Here is a 16,941-nt window from a genome sequence, read left to right as displayed (position 1 = left end):
GCGAGTCCGGCAAGGCAGCATTGGCTGAGTTTAGTGTGAAACCACACAAACCTGTGGGAGCGAGCCTGCTCGCGAAAGCGGACTGACTTTCAACATCGATGCTGAATGTCAGTCCGCTTTCGCGAGCAGGCTCGCTCCCACAATGGATTGCCAATGCATGCAACCCGGCGTAACCGGTGCTTAGTATATCGGCCAGGCCCAACGCACGTCGGGCCTGGCGCGCAATTATTGCGAAAAGTTACTCCAGCGCCTTCCAGATATCCGTCGCGTACTCACGAATGGTCCGGTCGGATGAGAACCAACCCATCCGCGACGTGTTCAACACCGCCGAGCGCCACCATTCCTTGGAGTCGTGCCAATGGGCCTCGACACGCATCTGCGCGTCCCAGTAAGAGTCGAAGTCGGCACAGACCAGGAAGCGGTCGTAATCCACCAGCGAATCGATCAGCCCGGTGTAACGGGACGGATCATCCGGCGAGAACACCCCGCCACGAATCGCTTGCAGCACGTCATTCAGCCGATGGGACGCGGCGATGTCCGGCGTCGCGTTGAACTCATGGTTCTGTTTGCGCGCTTCCACCTGTTGCGCGCTGAGGCCAAAGATGAACATGTGCTCGGCGCCGATGCGTTCGCACATTTCGACGTTGGCGCCATCGAGGGTGCCGATGGTCAGGGCGCCGTTGAGGCCGAACTTCATGTTGCTGGTGCCGGAAGCCTCAAAGCCTGCTGTGGAAATCTGCTCCGACAAATCCGCTGCCGGAATAATGCTCTCCGCCAGGCTGACGTTGTAGTTGGGCAGGAACACCACTTTGAGCAAACCGCGCACGGTCGGGTCGTTGTTCACCACCCGGGCGATGTCGTTGGTCAATTTGATGATCAGCTTGGCCTGGTGATAACTGGCGGCGGCCTTGCCGGCGAAGATCTTCACGCGCGGCACCCAGTCGATTTCCGGCTCGGCCCGAATCGCCTGATACAACGCCACGGTGTGCATCAGGTTGAGCAACTGGCGTTTGTACTCGTGGATCCGTTTGACCTGCACGTCGAACATCGCCGCCGGGTTGACCGCCACGCCCAGCCGTTCGTGAATGATGTAGGCGAGGGCTTTTTTGCTGTGCAGACGCTGTTCGGCGAAGGCTTTGCGGAACGCCGGCTTTTCGGCGAACGGTTCCAGTTCGAGCAGACGTGATTCGGCGTTGTCCAGCAAATCAGGCCCGAGGGCATCGACCATCATCGACGTCAATTCGGGGTTGGCCTGGTAGAGCCAGCGGCGGAAGGTGATGCCGTTGGTCTTGTTGTTGATCCGATCCGGGTACAGCTTGTGCAGTTCGGAGAACACGGTTTTGCGCATCAATTGCGTGTGCAGCCCGGACACGCCGTTGACGCTGTGCGAACCCAGGAACGCGAGATTGCCCATGCGCACACGGCGGCCGTTGTCTTCTTCGATCAGCGATACCGCGCGCAACACGTCGAAGTCGTGAATGCCTTTGGCCCGTAGCGAATCGATGTGCTGGGCGTTGATCAGGTAAATGATCTGCATGTGCCGCGGCAACATCCGCTCCATCAAGCCGACTGGCCAGGTTTCCAGTGCTTCGGGCAACAGCGTGTGGTTGGTGTACGACAACGTGTCCACGGTGACCTGCCACGCCGCATCCCATGCCACGTCGTAGACATCGACCAGTTGGCGCATCAATTCGGCCACGGCAATCGAGGGGTGCGTGTCGTTGAGCTGGATCGCCGCGTGGTCGCCCAGGGTCAGGACCGAGGTGTGCATGTTGCGGTGACGGCGCAGCAAATCCTGCAAGGACGCGGCGACGAAGAAATATTCCTGACGCAGGCGCAGTTCCTGGCCGGCTTCGGTGCTGTCTGCCGGATAAAGGACCCGGGAAATACTTTCGGCCCGGGCTACTTCTGCCACGGCGCCCAAGTGGTCACCTGCGTTGAAGCGTTCCAGGTGCAAATCTTCCATGGCGCGGGCGCGCCACAGACGCAGCGTGTTGACGCTCGCCCCACGCCAGCCGACCACCGGCGTGTCGTAAGCAATCGCGCGGACGGTTTCCACCGGGGTCCAGACTTGCTTGGTCTTGCCGTTTTCATCGGTGACGGTTTCGACACTGCCGCCGAAGCCGATCGGGTAAACGACTTCTGGACGCTCGAATTCCCACGGGTTGCCGAAGTCCAGCCAGTGTTCGGTCTGTTCCTGCTGCCAGCCGTCGACGATGGCCTGGCGGAACAACCCGTGCTCATAACGAATGCCATAGCCGTGGCCGGCGATGCCGAGGGTCGACATGCTCTCCATGAAGCAGGCGGCCAGACGACCGAGGCCGCCGTTGCCCAGCGCCGCGTCGGGTTCCAGCAGGCGGATGCGCTCGAGGTCGACGCCGAGTTCGGTCAGCGCTTCGCGGGCGACGTCGAGCAAGCCAAGGTTGCTCAGGCTGTCGTAGAGCAGCCGGCCGATGAGAAATTCGAGGGAGAGGTAATAAACCCGTTTCTGCCCTTTGCGGTAGATCTGCCGGGTGTGGTCCATCCAGTGCTCGACCATGTGATCCCGCGCCGCGAGGGCAATGGCTTCGAACCAGTCGTGGTCGAAGGCGTGATCCGGGTCTTTACCCACCGCGTAGGTGAGTTTGGTCAAGACGGCGTCGCGAAATGCGGCCACCTCTGCTTCGCGAACAAGTGGTTCTTGAGTCATCGATAGGACCTCGAGCGAGCGTGGAATGGTTGAGCCTAGACGGTCTGACAGACGCTGGGGGCTCTGGTTCGGCAGTTTTTCCTGATAGTGCGAGATAGCTCGGCATTACATTGTCGTGTGCCTGAATCAATGCAGGGGCCGTGCCGGATTAACGGTGCTTTTTGGCTGGTACAGAAAAAATCTGGCGAAAGGTTGTTCAAAAATCCACCAGTCCCGGTATGATCGCGCGCCCTGATGCACGTAGCTGGTAACAACCGATGATGAAGCCCAACCTGATCGCCGCCGCTGAGATCGATCGCCTCGATACCTGGGCCAAGTACTCTGCGCCGATGTGCGGTTCCTGCGTGTCCAGTTGCTGCACGCTGCCGGTCGAGGTCAAGATCAAGGATCTGATCCGTATCGGCATCGTCGACGAGTTCGAACGCGGCGAGCCGGCGAAGAACATCGCCAAGCGTCTGCAGAAGGAAGGGATCGTCGAGCGTTACAGCCAGAAGACCGAGATCTTCACCCTCCAGCGCATGAGCAACAACGACTGCCTGTACCTGGATCGTAAGAGCCGTCTGTGCACTATTTATGAAAAGCGCCCGGATACCTGCCGCAATCACCCGAAAATCGGTCCGCGGCCTGGGTATTGCGCGTACAAACCGAAAGAAGTGGTGCGCGAGACCAGCGAGAGCCGTCGGCCGCTCGATAAGTTCTAACCAGAAATCTTCGTTGTCTGACAGGTCCTCATCGCGAGCAGGCTCGCTCCCACATTGAAATGCGCTCCCCAGTGGGAGCGAGCCTGCTCGCGAAGGGGCCAGCGCAAACACTACACATACCCCAGACAAACAAAAACGCCCCCGACCTTGCGGTCGGGGGCGTTTTTTTGTCAGCTAACTAAATGACTTAGTTACCGGACTTCTTCGCAGCGCGGGTACGCTCGCTTTCGCCCAGGATCTTCTTACGAAGACGGATGGACTTAGGAGTGACTTCGCACAATTCGTCTTCTTGAACGAATTCCAGAGCCTGCTCCAGAGTGAAGCGGATAGGCGGAACCAGAGCGATGGTTTCGTCTTTACCCGAAGCACGCATGTTGTCGAGCTTCTTGCCTTTGGTTGGGTTGACGCCCAGGTCGTTGTCGCGGCTGTTGATGCCGACGATTTGACCTTCGTACACGTCTTCACCGTGACCCAGGAACAATTTGCCGCGAGCTTGCAGGGTTTCCAGCGAGTAAGTCAGAGCCTTACCGGTAGCAACCGACACCAGCACGCCGTTCTGACGGCCGGACATGTCGCCGGACTTCATCACGTCGTAACGGTCGAAGATCGAGGTCAGGATGCCTGCACCGGAGGTCAGGGTCAGGAACTCGTTACGGAAACCGATCAGGCCACGAGCCGGGATGTTGTACTCAAGGCGCACACGGCCCTTGCCATCCGGAACCATGTTGGTCAGGTCGCCTTTACGGATACCGATCTGTTCCATGATCGAACCTTGCGATTCTTCTGGCAGGTCGATGGTCACGTTTTCATACGGTTCGTGCTTCACGCCGTCAACCATGCGGATGATCACTTCCGGACGACCAACACCCATTTCGAAGCCTTCGCGACGCATGGTTTCGATCAGTACCGAGAGGTGCAGCTCACCACGGCCGGAGACTTTGAACTTGTCGGCGGTGTCGCCTTCTTCAACGCGCAGGGCAACGTTGTAGAGCAGTTCTTTGTCCAGACGTTCCTTGATGTTACGGGAAGTCACGAACTTGCCTTCTTTACCGCAGAAAGGCGAGTCGTTTACCTGGAAGGTCATGGAAACGGTTGGTTCGTCAACGGTCAGCGGCTTCATCGCTTCGACGTTCAGTGGGTCGCACAGAGTGTCGGAGATGAACAGCTGGTCGAAGCCGCTGATGCAGACGATGTCGCCGGCAGCTGCTTCTTCAACGTCGATACGGTGCAGACCGTGGTGACCCATCAGCTTCAGGATACGACCGTTGCGCTTCTTGCCGTCGGCGTCGATAGCGACAACCGGAGTGTTCGGCTTGATGCGGCCACGAGCGATACGGCCAACGCCGATAACACCCAGGAAGCTGTTGTAGTCCAGAGCGGAGATTTGCATCTGGAACGGACCATCGCGGTCAACTTTCGGCGCAGGTACGTTGTCGACGATCGACTGGTACAGCGGGGTCATGTCTTCAGCCATGTCGGTGTGTTCCAGACCGGCAATGCCGTTCAGGGCCGAGGCGTAGACGACTTTGAAGTCCAGCTGTTCTTCGGTAGCACCAAGGTTGTCGAACAGGTCGAAGATCTGGTCCAGAACCCAGTCCGGACGCGCGCCTGGACGGTCAACCTTGTTGATGACCACGATTGGACGCAGGCCGGCTTCGAAAGCCTTCTTGGTCACGAAACGGGTTTGCGGCATAGGGCCGTCTTGAGCGTCAACCAGCAGCAGAACGGAGTCAACCATCGACATTACGCGTTCAACTTCGCCGCCGAAGTCGGCGTGGCCCGGGGTATCCACGATGTTGATGTGGTAGCCGTTCCAGTTGATGGCGGTGTTTTTCGCCAGAATGGTAATACCGCGCTCTTTCTCCTGGTCGTTGGAGTCCATCACGCGCTCGTCGTTGAGCTCGTTGCGCTCCAGGGTGCCGGATTGACGCAAGAGTTTGTCTACCAGGGTGGTTTTACCATGGTCAACGTGAGCAATGATGGCGATGTTGCGTAGATTTTCGATCACTTGTGTATCTCGATCAGAGGATTCGGTGTGCTGACAAGTCTTGGCAGCGATTAACAGTAGAGTCAGGCCTTGCCGTTACAGCTTGACGGCAGAGTCGGGGGGCCGGTGACGCAGGCCACAGGCATACAGCCCCGGGCTCTTAGCTCGGTCGATAAACGCGCACATTGGCATGCCCCTCACTGAGCAAATGGTGGGCATGCAGGCGACTCATCACGCCTTTGTCGCAATACAGCAGGTACTGGCGAGTAGGGTCCAGTTCCTTGAAACGAGCGTTCAATGCATAGAAAGGCATCGCTTGTACCTCGATACCAGCCGGGGCCAGCGGATCATCTTCAGCGGCATCCGGGTGACGGATGTCGATGATGATTTGCCCCGCCAGCGCTTCGCTGACTTCTTCAATCTGCAAGTCCTGGCCCAATTCGTCGATTACGCGATCGATCGGCACCAGTTTGGCGTTCTCGAGCGCACGCTCAAGGACCGCCATGTCGAATTCTTTCTCTTCATGCTCCACGCGCGGACGCTTGGCGTGGGTCTTTGGGTTCACCGAGATGACCCCGCAGTATTCCGGCATGTGCTTGGCGAAATCGGCAGTCCCGATTTCGTTAGCCAGGTCGATGATGTCCTGCTTGTGACTGGCGATCAGCGGACGCAAGACCAGCTTGTCGGTCACGCAGTCGATCACGGACAGGTTCGGCAACGTCTGGCTCGACACCTGGGAAATCGCTTCACCGGTGACCAGCGCTTCAATCTCCAGCCGATCAGCAATACGGGAAGCAGCGCGCAACATCATACGCTTCAAAACTACACCCATATGACTGTTATCGACTTTCCCGAGAATTTCTCCCAGAACTTCCTCGAACGGCACACTGACAAATAACACGCGTTGGGAGCTTCCGTACTTCTTCCAGATGAAGTGCGCGACTTCCATGACGCCCAGTTCATGGGCCCTTCCGCCCAGATTGAAGAAGCAGAAATGGCTCATCAGGCCACGGCGCATGATCTGGTACGCCGCCACGGTGGAGTCGAAGCCGCCGGACATCAGCACAAGCGTCTGTTCCAGTGCACCCAGCGGATAACCGCCGATGCTGTTGTGCTGGTTGTGGATCACAAACAACCGTTTGTCGCGAATTTCGATGCGAACTTCGATTTCCGGCGCTTTCAGCGAGATTCCGGCGGCGCCGCACTGACGACGCAGTTGGCTGCCGACGTATTTTTCGACGTCCATCGAGCTGAATTCGTGCTTGCCGGCGCGCTTGCAGCGCACCGAAAAGATCTTTCCGGCCAGGGACTCACCGAAGTGCTGCTTGCACTTGGCGACGATGTCGTCGAAGTCGCCCAACGGGTATTCATCGACCTGCAGGAAATGCGCGATGCCCGGCATGCAGCTCAGGCGCTCGGTCATCTCCTTCAGGGCTTTGGGCTCGCTGACGCGGGTTTCCAGCTCGAGATTGTCCCACACACCGTTCACCACCACGGCCGGGTCCAGGTCGCGGAGCACGGTGCGGATATTTTTAGCCAATTGGCGGATGAAACGCATCCGTACCGGGCGGCTCTTGATGGTGATCTCGGGGAAGACTTTTACGATTAGTTTCATGAAAACAGCGCGCGCTGGGCCAGCCGAAAAAGGGGGGCGCGGATTATAGCGGAAATTGCTCAAGGTTTAACCAGTTAATGTGCAGAAGGTTTTGCGCGCACCAAAACGGGTCATTTATGGATTTTAACGCTACATTGTAGGGCGAGATTTCTCCTCCGAACTCGCCTTGTGCCTTTATAAGCGTGAAATTGGGGCAAAAAACCCATGGTGGGGCACTGGCATGCAATTTGCTCCCTTGTGAGGCAGGTTGCCTTGGCAGAGTATTCGCGCCGGCATCACCCACATTCCAAGGGCATCCACTACCAAGCCCGAAGCCACCCGGAGGACACTATGTCGAAGTCGGTTCAACTCATCAAAGATCATGACGTCAAATGGATTGATCTGCGCTTCACGGACACCAAAGGCACTCAGCACCACGTGACCATGCCGGCTCGCGACGCGCTGGATGACGCTTTCTTCGAAGAAGGCAAAATGTTCGACGGCTCCTCCATCGCTGGCTGGAAAGGCATCGAAGCCTCCGACATGATCCTGCTGCCGGACGACAGCACTGCCGTCCTCGACCCGTTCACCGAAGACCCAACGCTGATTCTGGTCTGCAACGTGATCGACCCTTCGACCATGCAAGGCTATGACCGTGACCCACGCGCCATCGCCCACCGCGCCGAGGAATACCTGAAGTCGACCGGTATCGGCGATACAGTATTCGTTGGCCCGGAGCCAGAGTTCTTTATCTTTGATCAAGTGAAGTTCAAGTCGGACATCTCCGGCTCGATGTTCAAAATCTTCTCGGAACAAGGCTCGTGGATGTCCGACCAGGACATCGAAGGCGGCAACCATGGCCACCGTCCAGGTATCAAAGGCGGTTACTTCCCGGTTCCACCGTTTGACCACGACCACGAAATCCGTACCTCCATGTGCAATGCCATGGAAGAAATGGGCCTGACCATCGAAGTTCACCACCACGAAGTGGCGACTGCCGGCCAGAACGAAATCGGTGTGAAGTTCAACACCCTGGTTGCCAAGGCTGACGAAGTTCAGACCCTGAAGTACTGCGTACACAACGTTGCAGTTGCTTACGGCCGCACCGCGACCTTCATGCCTAAGCCTCTGTACGGCGACAACGGTTCGGGTATGCACGTTCACCTGTCCATCGCCAAAGATGGCAAGAACACCTTCGCTGGCGAAGGCTATGCCGGCCTGTCCGACACCGCCCTGTACTTCATCGGCGGCATCATCAAGCACGGTAAGGCCCTGAACGGCTTCACCAACCCGTCGACCAACTCCTACAAGCGTCTGGTCCCAGGTTTCGAAGCACCGGTAATGCTGGCCTACTCGGCTCGCAACCGTTCCGCTTCGATCCGTATTCCTTACGTGTCCAGCCCTCGCGCTCGCCGTATCGAAGCCCGCTTCCCGGATCCAGCAGCTAACCCGTACCTGGGCTTCGCTGCACTGTTGATGGCTGGCCTGGACGGCATCCAGAACAAGATCCACCCAGGCGATGCTGCTGACAAAAACCTGTACGACCTGCCGCCTGAAGAGGCGAAAGAGATCCCACAAGTTTGCGGCAGCCTGAAAGAAGCCCTGGAAGAGCTGGACAAAGGTCGCGCGTTCCTGACCAAAGGCGGCGTGTTCTCCGATGACTTCATCGACGCTTACATCGCTCTGAAAAGCGAAGAAGAAATCAAGGTCCGCACCTTCGTACACCCACTGGAATATGAGCTGTACTACAGCTGCTGATCCGGTAGCGCCTGCACACGCGGCGTAACAAATTGGCCTCCTTTGGGAGGCCTTTTTATTTGTAAAAAAAACAAGCACTTGGATTGAGAACAGAGCGCTCGCCGGGGTTAAACCCAGAAGCGCACCCGCCAATGGGTTCGCCAATCGCACGCAACCCTCTACCATCCGCCGCATTCTCTCCCTGCGGTTTTTGCGATGAACCTTCCCCGCACCAATTTTTTCTCGTTAACGCTGTTGCTCTGCGTCCTGACCGGCACTCAAGCCGCTGAAAGCCTCTTGCCTGCCGACGCTCACGAAGAAGCATGGCGCGTAGTGAAACCAGATCCGGACGCCCCGCTAGTCAGTGCGCGCCTGAACGGTCAAGCGAGCCACGGAAACAAAACCAGCGCAGCCATGCTGCAAGTCAGCTGTTATCGCTCTCCCGTGCGCCGCCCTGTTATCACACTGCTGACCTCGACGGATGAGCTGGGCTTCAACCCCGATGCCTTTGAAGGCCCTGACGCCCGATCCACCGGCCCCTTGAGCCTCAAAACGGGAATACTTGCGCCCCGCGACTATTCGATAAACGGCTTTTACACGAGTGCGCTTCCGCCATCAGACAAATTGCTCTTCAACTTTTACATGCCAACCAATCGGCAAGGGTTGAATGACTGGACCCACAAAGGCGCGCGGGGCCAATCGCTGACGCTGACACTACCGTCAACGATAAAAGGTGATCCACCGCTGACCGCCAGGTTTGTCCTGCCGCAAGACGACAGCAAATTGCGCAAGATAATCGGGCCTTGCATGAAAGATTCTGAATGAGCCTTCCAGGGCGACCGGGTGCAGTGGATGAGGTGATTTTTTTGAACGCCGCGTAGATTGCCTGATGGTTACGCGGCCAGTTTCAGACGTTTTTTTTGACGCATTTTCCAACAATAAAATCCGCCTTCCCCTCGGCCGCACGCAGTATCTTGCGGCATCAATCGCTGTGAATGATTCGCAGCCTGTCCACGGAATGGACTCAAAGGAAGGATCGATGAAAACCTACTCACTCAGGACAATACTGGTCGTGCTCGGCGCCCTTACCCTGCAGGGCTGCAGCACCACGGCCGAGCCCACGAAAATCGAACGAGAAATCCTGCTCAAGAGCAGTCAGTCGTGGGACAACTCACCTTACATGCGCTATCTGGATGCCACACCCGAGCTGACCGTGCTCAAACTCAAGATACCGGCCAACACCCAACTGCCCTGGCACATCCACCCTATTCCCAATGCGGGCTATGTCCTCTCCGGCGAGCTGATTATCGAGAGCAGGGACAACGGCCAGACCACACGCGTCAAACAAGGTGAAGCCGTGGCGGAAATGGTCGATATTGCCCATCGCGGGGTCACCGGCGATGAACCGGTAGAACTTATTGTGTTCTATGCTGGCAGCGAAGGTATTCCACTGTCGGAGTAAATCCTTGCTGCTCACAGGGAGTCTGAATGCGGCCACTTTTAATGCTTTTGCTGCTGTTCTTCGTCTATCCCGTGACGGCCCAAATCTACAAATACACCGACGCCGACGGCAACACCGCCTACAGCAATCAACCGCCCGATGGCGTCACGGCCCAGCCGGTTGAATTGCCGCCGCTCAACAGCGTGGAACCCCAAGCCCCTCTCGCCGCCCCCAGCGGCACCACCCGCAATGAGCCGCCCGGCAACGCCTACGAGGCGCTGCAACTGACTGGCTTGCCCACCGAGGAAGCCCTGCGCGCCAATAACGGTACCTTCACCGTCAGCGTCCTGATCAAGCCGCGCCTGCAAGCACCGCATCTGTTGCGATTGCTGCTGGATGGCCAGCCGTATGGGCAATCGAGCAATGTGCCGATCTTGCAACTGGTGAACATCGACCGGGGTGAACACAGCCTGGCGGTGCAGGTGATCAATGGCGAGGAGGTCCTGCAGCAAAGTCCGAGCGTCACGTTCACCGTGCAACGGGTGCACAAGCCATGAAGCTGTGGCTGCTGATCGCCTGTTTGATCGCCTTCCCGGTGTCGGCTGAAGTCTTCACTTACGTCGACGCCCAAGGCAATCGCGCCTTCACCGACCAGCCACAACACGGCAACGCCAAACGCGTGCCGCTGGCGACCAGCAACCGCATGGCTGCCCAACCCTCCACTGGGAAACCGCTGATCGCCGCGAACCCGCCCGACGAGCAAGCACTGTTTCACTACGACTTGCTGCGCATTCTGGTGCCGGAGCCAGACGCGACGATCCGCAGCAATGCCGGCGAAATTATCGTCAGCGTCACCAATGAACCCGGTCTGCAACCGGGTCATCGCTACCGCCTGCTGCTCGACGGTCAACCCACCGCCGAACCCGGCCCGAGCCCGGTTTTCCCCCTGACCAATATCGATCGCGGCAGCCACAACCTGTCAGTGGAAATCCTCGACGAACAAGGCCGCACCATCGAACGCACGGCCAATCAGCCCTTCCACATGCTGCGCACCTCACTCGCGCAACAACGCCGGGTCAAACCCTGCACCCTCGCCGACTACGGCCAACGGCCGGAATGCCCCCTCGAAGACAAACCGGAAGAAGAAAAAAATCCCTTCCTGCGTTTGTTCTAACGTCGTTCAGCTTTGCGCACTATATTGGTGCGATAGGGTGCACCGTACCCACATCGCAACCCATTTTGGTTCGAAAGTACCCGCGAAAGCTGGCAGAACGCCACGCAAACGAGCGTCAAACGCCCGTTTCAGGCCTTAATTGCTTCTTTTCGGAGCCTTGGTTTGGTTTTTGCATTTTCCCCGCATCAGCGCTTGTTTCTCGCGCACGCTCCGCTCCAAAAGAGGTCCTGATGACCATTAGCGACGCACTACACCGCTTGCTACTCGACAACCTGACCACCGCCACCATCCTGCTCGACGCCGAACTGCGCCTCGAGTACATGAACCCGGCGGCGGAGATGCTGCTGGCCATCAGCGGCCAGCGCAGTCATGGGCAGTTCATCAGCGAGTTGTTCACCGAATCCACCGAAGCGCTGAATTCCCTGCGCCAGGCGGTCGAGCAGGCGCACCCGTTCACCAAACGCGAAGCGATGCTCACCGCCCTCACCGGCCAGACCCTGACCGTCGATTACGCGGTCACGCCGATCCTGGCCAACGGCGCCACCATGCTGTTGCTGGAAGTTCATCCCCGTGACCGCCTGCTGCGGATCACCAAGGAAGAGGCGCAGTTGTCGAAGCAGGAAACCAGCAAGATGCTGGTGCGTGGTCTCGCCCATGAAATCAAGAATCCGCTGGGCGGGATTCGCGGCGCCGCGCAATTACTCGCCCGCGAACTGCCCGAAGAAAGCCTGCGCGATTACACCAACGTGATCATTGAAGAAGCCGACCGCCTGCGAAACCTCGTCGACCGCATGCTCGGCTCGAATAAATTGCCTTCCCTGGCCATGTGCAACGTCCACGAAGTGCTGGAGCGCGTCTGCCATCTCGTGGAAGCCGAAAGCCAAGGCTGCATCACCTTGGTGCGCGACTACGACCCAAGCATTCCGGATGTGTTGATCGACCGCGAACAAATGATTCAGGCGGTGCTGAACATCGTGCGCAACGCGATGCAGGCCATCAGCAGCCAGAACGAGCTGCGCCTTGGCCGCATCAGCCTGCGCACCCGCGCCATGCGCCAGTTCACCATCGGCCACGTGCGCCATCGCCTGGTGACCAAGATCGAAATTATCGACAACGGTCCGGGCATTCCTGCGGAACTGCAGGAAACCATCTTCTTTCCCATGGTCAGCGGTCGTCCGGACGGTACCGGGCTGGGCCTGGCCATTACCCAGAACATCATCAGCCAGCACCAGGGCTTGATCGAATGTGACAGCCACCCAGGCCACACCACTTTCTCGATCTTTCTGCCACTGGAACAAGGAGCCACATCGACATGAGCCGTAGTGAAACCGTGTGGATCGTCGATGACGACCGTTCTATCCGTTGGGTCCTGGAAAAAGCCTTGCAGCAGGAAGGCATGACCACGCAAAGCTTCGACAGCGCCGATGGCGTGATGAGCCGCCTGGCGCGCCAGCAACCGGACGTGATCATCTCTGACATCCGCATGCCGGGTGCCAGCGGCCTGGACCTCCTGGCACGGATTCGCGAGCAGCACCCACGGTTGCCGGTCATCATCATGACCGCTCACTCCGATCTGGACAGCGCTGTCGCGTCCTATCAGGGTGGCGCGTTCGAATACCTGCCCAAGCCGTTCGATGTCGATGAAGCCGTTTCCCTGGTCAAGCGCGCCAATCAGCACGCTCAGGAACAGCAAGGCCTGGAAGTCCCGGTCGCCCTGACCCGTACCCCGGAAATCATCGGCGAAGCACCGGCGATGCAGGAAGTGTTTCGCGCTATCGGGCGCTTGAGCCACTCCAACATCACCGTGCTGATCAACGGCGAATCCGGGACCGGTAAAGAGCTGGTGGCTCACGCCCTGCACCGCCACAGCCCACGGGCGGCCTCGCCGTTCATCGCGCTGAATATGGCGGCGATTCCAAAGGACTTGATGGAGTCCGAGCTGTTCGGCCACGAAAAAGGCGCGTTCACCGGCGCAGCCAACCTGCGTCGCGGTCGCTTTGAACAGGCGGACGGCGGCACGCTGTTCCTTGATGAAATCGGCGACATGCCGGCCGACACCCAGACCCGTTTACTGCGGGTACTGGCCGACGGCGAGTTCTACCGCGTTGGCGGTCATGTGCCGGTGAAGGTCGATGTGCGAATCATCGCCGCGACTCACCAGAATCTGGAAACCCTGGTGCACGCCGGGAAATTCCGTGAGGACTTGTTCCACCGCCTCAACGTGATCCGCATCCACATTCCGCGCCTGTCGGACCGTCGCGAAGACATCCCGACTCTCGCCAAGCACTTCCTCAGCCGCGCCGCGCAAGAACTGGCGGTCGAACCGAAGCTGCTGAAAAGTGAAACCGAGGAATACCTGAAGAACCTGCCGTGGGGCGGCAACGTCCGTCAGCTGGAGAACACGTGCCGCTGGATCACGGTGATGGCATCGGGTCGCGAAGTGCACATCAGCGACCTGCCGCCTGAACTGCTGAGCCTGCCGCAGGATTCGGCGCCGGTGACCAACTGGGAACAAGCGCTGCGCCAGTGGGCCGATCAGGCATTGGCGCGTGGTCAGTCGAGCCTGCTGGACACCGCCGTGCCGGCTTTCGAGCGGATCATGATCGAGACCGCCCTCAAACACACCGCCGGCCGCCGCCGCGATGCTGCGGTCTTGTTGGGTTGGGGGCGTAATACCCTGACGCGCAAGATCAAGGAATTGGGGATGAAGGTGGATGGTGGGGATGATGATGAGGGGGATGAGGGTTAAGCAACCTTCAGCTCTTCGCTGACAGTTACATCCATTCGCGAGCAGGCTCGCTCCCACAGTGGATTTTCAGTGTTTTCACCTTCGAGTGAACACCACCGAACCCTGTGGGAGCGAGCCTGCTCGCGAAGGGGTCATTTAATCCAACATTGAAGCTGACTGGACCACCGCTTTCGCGAGCAGGCTCGCTCCCACAGTTCGGGGTTCCGTGCACCGACTGAATGCACCGTGAACCGCAATCGCGCACAAACACTGATCCATCACCCCATCGCCTTTCGCAATCGAACCCCTATCGAAAAAACACGAAAGCCCCGGAATACGGGGCTTTCGACGTTTCTGCGCGGCTTTCTGTTTCAACTTGTTAAAAACTGGCACGCCACCTGCAATAGTCCATTCAGTGATTCAGCTCACTACCCGGTTTCGGGGACCTTGGTACAGGCAGGCCGGGGATTCCCCTCTTTACATCGGGCTCACACCGCACACGCGACGAGCCCACCCGTTTTGGGGCCCTTGATACAGGCAGGTCAGGGGTTCCTTCTTTACACCGGGCTCACGACGCAATGCGTGAGCCCCGCCGTTTTGGGAACCTTGGTACAGGCAGGCCGGGGATTCCCTCTTTTATTGCTCCCGGAGATGGATCTCCAGCCGCCAGCGGTCATCGACCTCGCTACCGGCCCATTCGCCTTGCAACGGCCGGGCCGCCACCACCGACAACAACAATCCCCCATCACTCAAACGAACTCGCCAATTGACGTTTTTATCGTCAAGCCTGAGCTGACCTTTCTGCGCTTTGCCTTCAGCCTCGAACAGCAGCGCGAGGCTACCGTCGACAAACTCGCCGTGGCTCTTGGGTTCGTTGTTGAACCACACGATCAGGCCGTCGCTGGTGACCTCCACTTGCTGCAAGACAGTCGGGTCTGGCGCGGTCAGGCGACCGATCATCAGCCCCACCATCATCCCGACAATCGCCAACGAACCGAGCACGCGCGGGAATAGTTTCGAACGAGGGTCCTTTGGCGGCGTAGAATGCCCGTCATCTTTACCTTCGGAGCCGTGCATGTTTCACGTCATCCTTTTTCAACCAGAAATTCCGCCGAATACCGGCAACGTTATCAGGCTGTGCGCCAACAGTGGCTGCCACCTGCATTTGATCGAGCCGCTAGGCTTCGAGATGGACGACAAGCGCCTGCGCCGGGCCGGCCTCGACTACCACGAGTACGCCACCCTGCAACGCCACGCCGACCTCGCCAGCTGCCTGGAGAGCCTTGGCCATCCGCGGTTGTTCGCCTTCACCACCAAGGGTTCGCGACCGTTCCACGATGCCAGCTTCGCCGAGGGCGATGCCTTCCTGTTCGGTCCGGAAAGCCGTGGCTTGCCGCCTGAAGTGCTCGACGCCCTGCCCGGCGAACAACGCCTGCGTTTGCCGATGCGTGAAGGTTGCCGCAGCCTGAACCTGTCCAACACCGTGGCCGTCGCCGTGTATGAAGGCTGGCGCCAGCTCGGTTTCAAATAACAGCGCATAACAAATGTGGGAGCGGGCTTGCTCGCGAAAGCGGCGTGTCAGGCGACGTTACTGTCATCTGACACTCCCTATTCGCGAGCAGGCTCGCTCCCACATCAATATTGCTTTGGTGCTTCGAACGCTTACTGAACGGTCGGAGTCTCGCCAGCCGCCTGCATGCGTTGCAGTTCTTGTGCGTACAGCGCGTCGAAGTTCACCGGTGCCAGCATCAGGGCCGGGAACGAGCCACGGGTGACCAGGCTGTCCAGGGTTTCGCGAGCGTACGGGAACAGGATGTTCGGGCAGAACGCGCCAAGGGTGTGGCTCATCGAAGCGTCGTCCAGGTTCTTGATCAGGAAGATCCCGGCCTGTTGCACTTCAGCGATGAATGCGACTTCGCCGTTTTCACCGTTCTTCACGGTCACGGACAAGGTCAGCACAACTTCGTAGAAGTCGCTTTCCAGGGGCTTTTGACGGGTGTTCAGATCCAGACCGACGCTCGGCTCCCACTGCTGGCGGAAAATCGCCGGGCTTTTCGGGGCTTCAAAGGACAAGTCACGTACGTAGATGCGCTGCAAGGAGAATTGCGGTGCGGTTTCTTCTTCGCTAGCTGCAGTGTTCTGTTGGTCAGTCATCTCAGATCCTTTCTGATCTTGGGGTCTTATAGGGAAGGTATTCAGGCCTTGAGCATGGCGTCGAGCTTACCGGCGCGCTCAAGGGCAAACAAATCATCACAACCACCAACATGGGTGCTGCCGATCCAGATCTGCGGCACGGACGTACGTCCGGCTTTCTGAGCCATGGCGGCGCGCACCTGCGGCTTGCCATCGACCTTGATCTCTTCGAAGGCCACGCCTTTGTTCTCGAGCAGGTACTTGGCTCGCGAGCAGTAAGGGCAGTAATCGCTGGAATAGACGACGACGTTGCTCATATCACTTCACCAGCGGCAGGTTGTCGCCCTTCCAGCTGGAAATACCACCGGAGAGCTTGGCGGCGGTGAAGCCGGACTTCATCAGTTCGCGGGCATGAGTACCGGCGGTCTGGCCCAGGGCGTCGACCAGAATGATGGTCTTGGCCTTGTGCTTTTCCAGTTCGCCGATGCGCGCGGTCAGTTTGTCGTGAGGAATGTTCAACGCGCCAACGATATGACCGGCGGCGAAGTCCTTGTTCGAACGGATGTCGATCACGACGCCTGCATCCTTGTTGACCAGCCCGGTCAGTTCACCGGTACTCAGGCTACGGCCGCCGCCCTGCATTTGATAGGCAATCAGCGCCGCCAGCAGTACGACGAAGATACCGACAAGAATGTAGTGGTTAGTGGCAAATTCAATCAGGTGAGCAACCATCGAAGGAGGTTCCAGGGCGTTAAAA

At 58.6% G+C, this 16,941-nt stretch carries 16 protein-coding genes; 9 read left to right on the top strand and 7 right to left on the bottom strand.

What is annotated here, in order from left to right; translation table 11 throughout:
- Positions 1-238: 238 nt before the first annotated feature.
- Entirely contained in the window at positions 239-2,689 is a 2,451-nt protein-coding gene (locus AC07N8_RS24710; RefSeq protein ID WP_483840965.1) for a glycogen/starch/alpha-glucan phosphorylase, read from the bottom strand.
- A 260-nt stretch (positions 2,690-2,949) separates the two neighbouring features.
- Between AC07N8_RS24710 and AC07N8_RS24705 the strand changes: the two genes are divergently transcribed.
- Entirely contained in the window at positions 2,950-3,390 is a 441-nt protein-coding gene (locus tag AC07N8_RS24705) for a YkgJ family cysteine cluster protein (RefSeq protein WP_123435589.1), read from the top strand.
- A gap of 187 nt (positions 3,391-3,577) precedes the next feature.
- Here AC07N8_RS24705 and typA read toward each other — a convergent pair whose 3' ends face one another.
- On the bottom strand, positions 3,578-5,398 hold the full coding sequence (typA, locus tag AC07N8_RS24700) for a translational GTPase TypA (RefSeq protein ID WP_090176728.1): 1,821 nt from the start codon (positions 5,396-5,398) through the stop codon (positions 3,578-3,580).
- Positions 5,399-5,537: 139 nt separating this feature from the next.
- Positions 5,538-6,992 (bottom strand): tRNA uracil 4-sulfurtransferase ThiI, encoded by a 1,455-nt coding sequence (gene thiI / locus AC07N8_RS24695; protein WP_493146132.1) that lies wholly within the window; start codon positions 6,990-6,992, stop codon positions 5,538-5,540.
- A gap of 330 nt (positions 6,993-7,322) precedes the next feature.
- Between thiI and glnA the strand changes: the two genes are divergently transcribed.
- The 7 genes from glnA (at position 7,323) to ntrC (ending at position 14,072) form a co-directional block, all read left to right on the top strand.
- The gene (gene glnA / locus AC07N8_RS24690; protein ID WP_483840963.1) at positions 7,323-8,729 is read left to right on the top strand and encodes a type I glutamate--ammonia ligase; all 1,407 of its coding nucleotides are present in this window, start codon (positions 7,323-7,325) and stop codon (positions 8,727-8,729) included.
- 195 nt (positions 8,730-8,924) lie between these two features.
- Positions 8,925-9,533 (top strand): hypothetical protein, encoded by a 609-nt coding sequence (locus AC07N8_RS24685; RefSeq protein WP_483840962.1) that lies wholly within the window; start codon positions 8,925-8,927, stop codon positions 9,531-9,533.
- A gap of 214 nt (positions 9,534-9,747) precedes the next feature.
- Entirely contained in the window at positions 9,748-10,170 is a 423-nt protein-coding gene (locus AC07N8_RS24680) for a cupin domain-containing protein (protein ID WP_483840961.1), read from the top strand.
- A gap of 26 nt (positions 10,171-10,196) precedes the next feature.
- A complete protein-coding gene (locus AC07N8_RS24675) occupies positions 10,197-10,706 on the top strand; it encodes a DUF4124 domain-containing protein (protein ID WP_493146135.1) in 510 nt (169 codons plus the stop codon).
- Positions 10,703-11,323 carry a DUF4124 domain-containing protein gene (locus tag AC07N8_RS24670; RefSeq protein WP_483840959.1) on the top strand — a complete coding sequence of 207 codons (621 nt, stop codon included), beginning with the start codon at positions 10,703-10,705 and terminating at the stop codon, positions 11,321-11,323. The genes AC07N8_RS24675 and AC07N8_RS24670 overlap by 4 nt, the downstream gene beginning before the upstream one ends.
- A 230-nt stretch (positions 11,324-11,553) precedes the next feature.
- Positions 11,554-12,639, top strand: coding sequence for a nitrogen regulation protein NR(II) (gene glnL / locus AC07N8_RS24665; RefSeq protein WP_008024908.1), 1,086 nt, complete (start codon positions 11,554-11,556; stop codon positions 12,637-12,639).
- Positions 12,636-14,072, top strand: coding sequence for a nitrogen regulation protein NR(I) (gene ntrC, locus AC07N8_RS24660; protein WP_027922162.1), 1,437 nt, complete (start codon positions 12,636-12,638; stop codon positions 14,070-14,072). The genes glnL and ntrC overlap by 4 nt, the downstream gene beginning before the upstream one ends.
- Before the next feature lie 615 nt (positions 14,073-14,687).
- Here ntrC and AC07N8_RS24655 read toward each other — a convergent pair.
- Positions 14,688-15,128 (bottom strand): hypothetical protein, encoded by a 441-nt coding sequence (locus AC07N8_RS24655; RefSeq protein WP_493146138.1) that lies wholly within the window; start codon positions 15,126-15,128, stop codon positions 14,688-14,690.
- On the opposite strand from AC07N8_RS24655, the gene AC07N8_RS24650 reads away from it, so the two are divergent.
- A complete protein-coding gene (locus AC07N8_RS24650; protein WP_123435449.1) occupies positions 15,127-15,582 on the top strand; it encodes a tRNA (cytidine(34)-2'-O)-methyltransferase in 456 nt (151 codons plus the stop codon). The two genes, AC07N8_RS24655 and AC07N8_RS24650, sit on opposite strands and share 2 nt — an antisense overlap.
- Positions 15,583-15,713: 131 nt before the next feature.
- Here AC07N8_RS24650 and secB read toward each other — a convergent pair whose 3' ends face one another.
- The 3 genes from secB to AC07N8_RS24635 are packed head-to-tail and all read right to left on the bottom strand — an operon-like array spanning position 15,714 to position 16,916.
- Positions 15,714-16,205 (bottom strand): protein-export chaperone SecB, encoded by a 492-nt coding sequence (secB, locus tag AC07N8_RS24645; protein WP_077432292.1) that lies wholly within the window; start codon positions 16,203-16,205, stop codon positions 15,714-15,716.
- A 41-nt stretch (positions 16,206-16,246) separates the two neighbouring features.
- Positions 16,247-16,501 (bottom strand): glutaredoxin 3, encoded by a 255-nt coding sequence (gene grxC / locus AC07N8_RS24640; RefSeq protein WP_008149430.1) that lies wholly within the window; start codon positions 16,499-16,501, stop codon positions 16,247-16,249.
- Position 16,502: 1 nt separating this feature from the next.
- The gene (locus AC07N8_RS24635) at positions 16,503-16,916 is read right to left on the bottom strand and encodes a rhodanese-like domain-containing protein (RefSeq protein WP_027922167.1); all 414 of its coding nucleotides are present in this window, start codon (positions 16,914-16,916) and stop codon (positions 16,503-16,505) included.
- Positions 16,917-16,941: the final 25 nt, after the last annotated feature.

Source organism: Pseudomonas sp. GW821-FHT10C09 (assembly GCF_059415465.1).
Note: the sequence above shows the minus strand (reverse complement) of the source record. Positions and strands in the feature narration are given on the sequence as shown.

Excerpts from the sequence above, each read along its gene's own strand:
- secB (WP_077432292.1), bottom strand. The coding sequence starts at position 16,205 with ATGACTGACCAACAGAACACTGCAGCTAGCGAAGAAGAAACCGCACCG.
- thiI (WP_493146132.1), bottom strand. The coding sequence starts at position 6,992 with ATGAAACTAATCGTAAAAGTCTTCCCCGAGATCACCATCAAGAGCCGC.
- glnL (WP_008024908.1), top strand. The coding sequence starts at position 11,554 with ATGACCATTAGCGACGCACTACACCGCTTGCTACTCGACAACCTGACC.
- AC07N8_RS24635 (WP_027922167.1), bottom strand. The coding sequence starts at position 16,916 with ATGGTTGCTCACCTGATTGAATTTGCCACTAACCACTACATTCTTGTC.
- AC07N8_RS24675 (WP_493146135.1), top strand. The coding sequence starts at position 10,197 with ATGCGGCCACTTTTAATGCTTTTGCTGCTGTTCTTCGTCTATCCCGTG.
- AC07N8_RS24655 (WP_493146138.1), bottom strand. The coding sequence starts at position 15,128 with ATGCACGGCTCCGAAGGTAAAGATGACGGGCATTCTACGCCGCCAAAG.
- ntrC (WP_027922162.1), top strand. The coding sequence starts at position 12,636 with ATGAGCCGTAGTGAAACCGTGTGGATCGTCGATGACGACCGTTCTATC.
- AC07N8_RS24670 (WP_483840959.1), top strand. The coding sequence starts at position 10,703 with ATGAAGCTGTGGCTGCTGATCGCCTGTTTGATCGCCTTCCCGGTGTCG.
- grxC (WP_008149430.1), bottom strand. The coding sequence starts at position 16,501 with ATGAGCAACGTCGTCGTCTATTCCAGCGATTACTGCCCTTACTGCTCG.
- AC07N8_RS24705 (WP_123435589.1), top strand. The coding sequence starts at position 2,950 with ATGAAGCCCAACCTGATCGCCGCCGCTGAGATCGATCGCCTCGATACC.
- AC07N8_RS24685 (WP_483840962.1), top strand. The coding sequence starts at position 8,925 with ATGAACCTTCCCCGCACCAATTTTTTCTCGTTAACGCTGTTGCTCTGC.
- AC07N8_RS24680 (WP_483840961.1), top strand. The coding sequence starts at position 9,748 with ATGAAAACCTACTCACTCAGGACAATACTGGTCGTGCTCGGCGCCCTT.
- AC07N8_RS24710 (WP_483840965.1), bottom strand. The coding sequence starts at position 2,689 with ATGACTCAAGAACCACTTGTTCGCGAAGCAGAGGTGGCCGCATTTCGC.
- AC07N8_RS24650 (WP_123435449.1), top strand. The coding sequence starts at position 15,127 with ATGTTTCACGTCATCCTTTTTCAACCAGAAATTCCGCCGAATACCGGC.
- glnA (WP_483840963.1), top strand. The coding sequence starts at position 7,323 with ATGTCGAAGTCGGTTCAACTCATCAAAGATCATGACGTCAAATGGATT.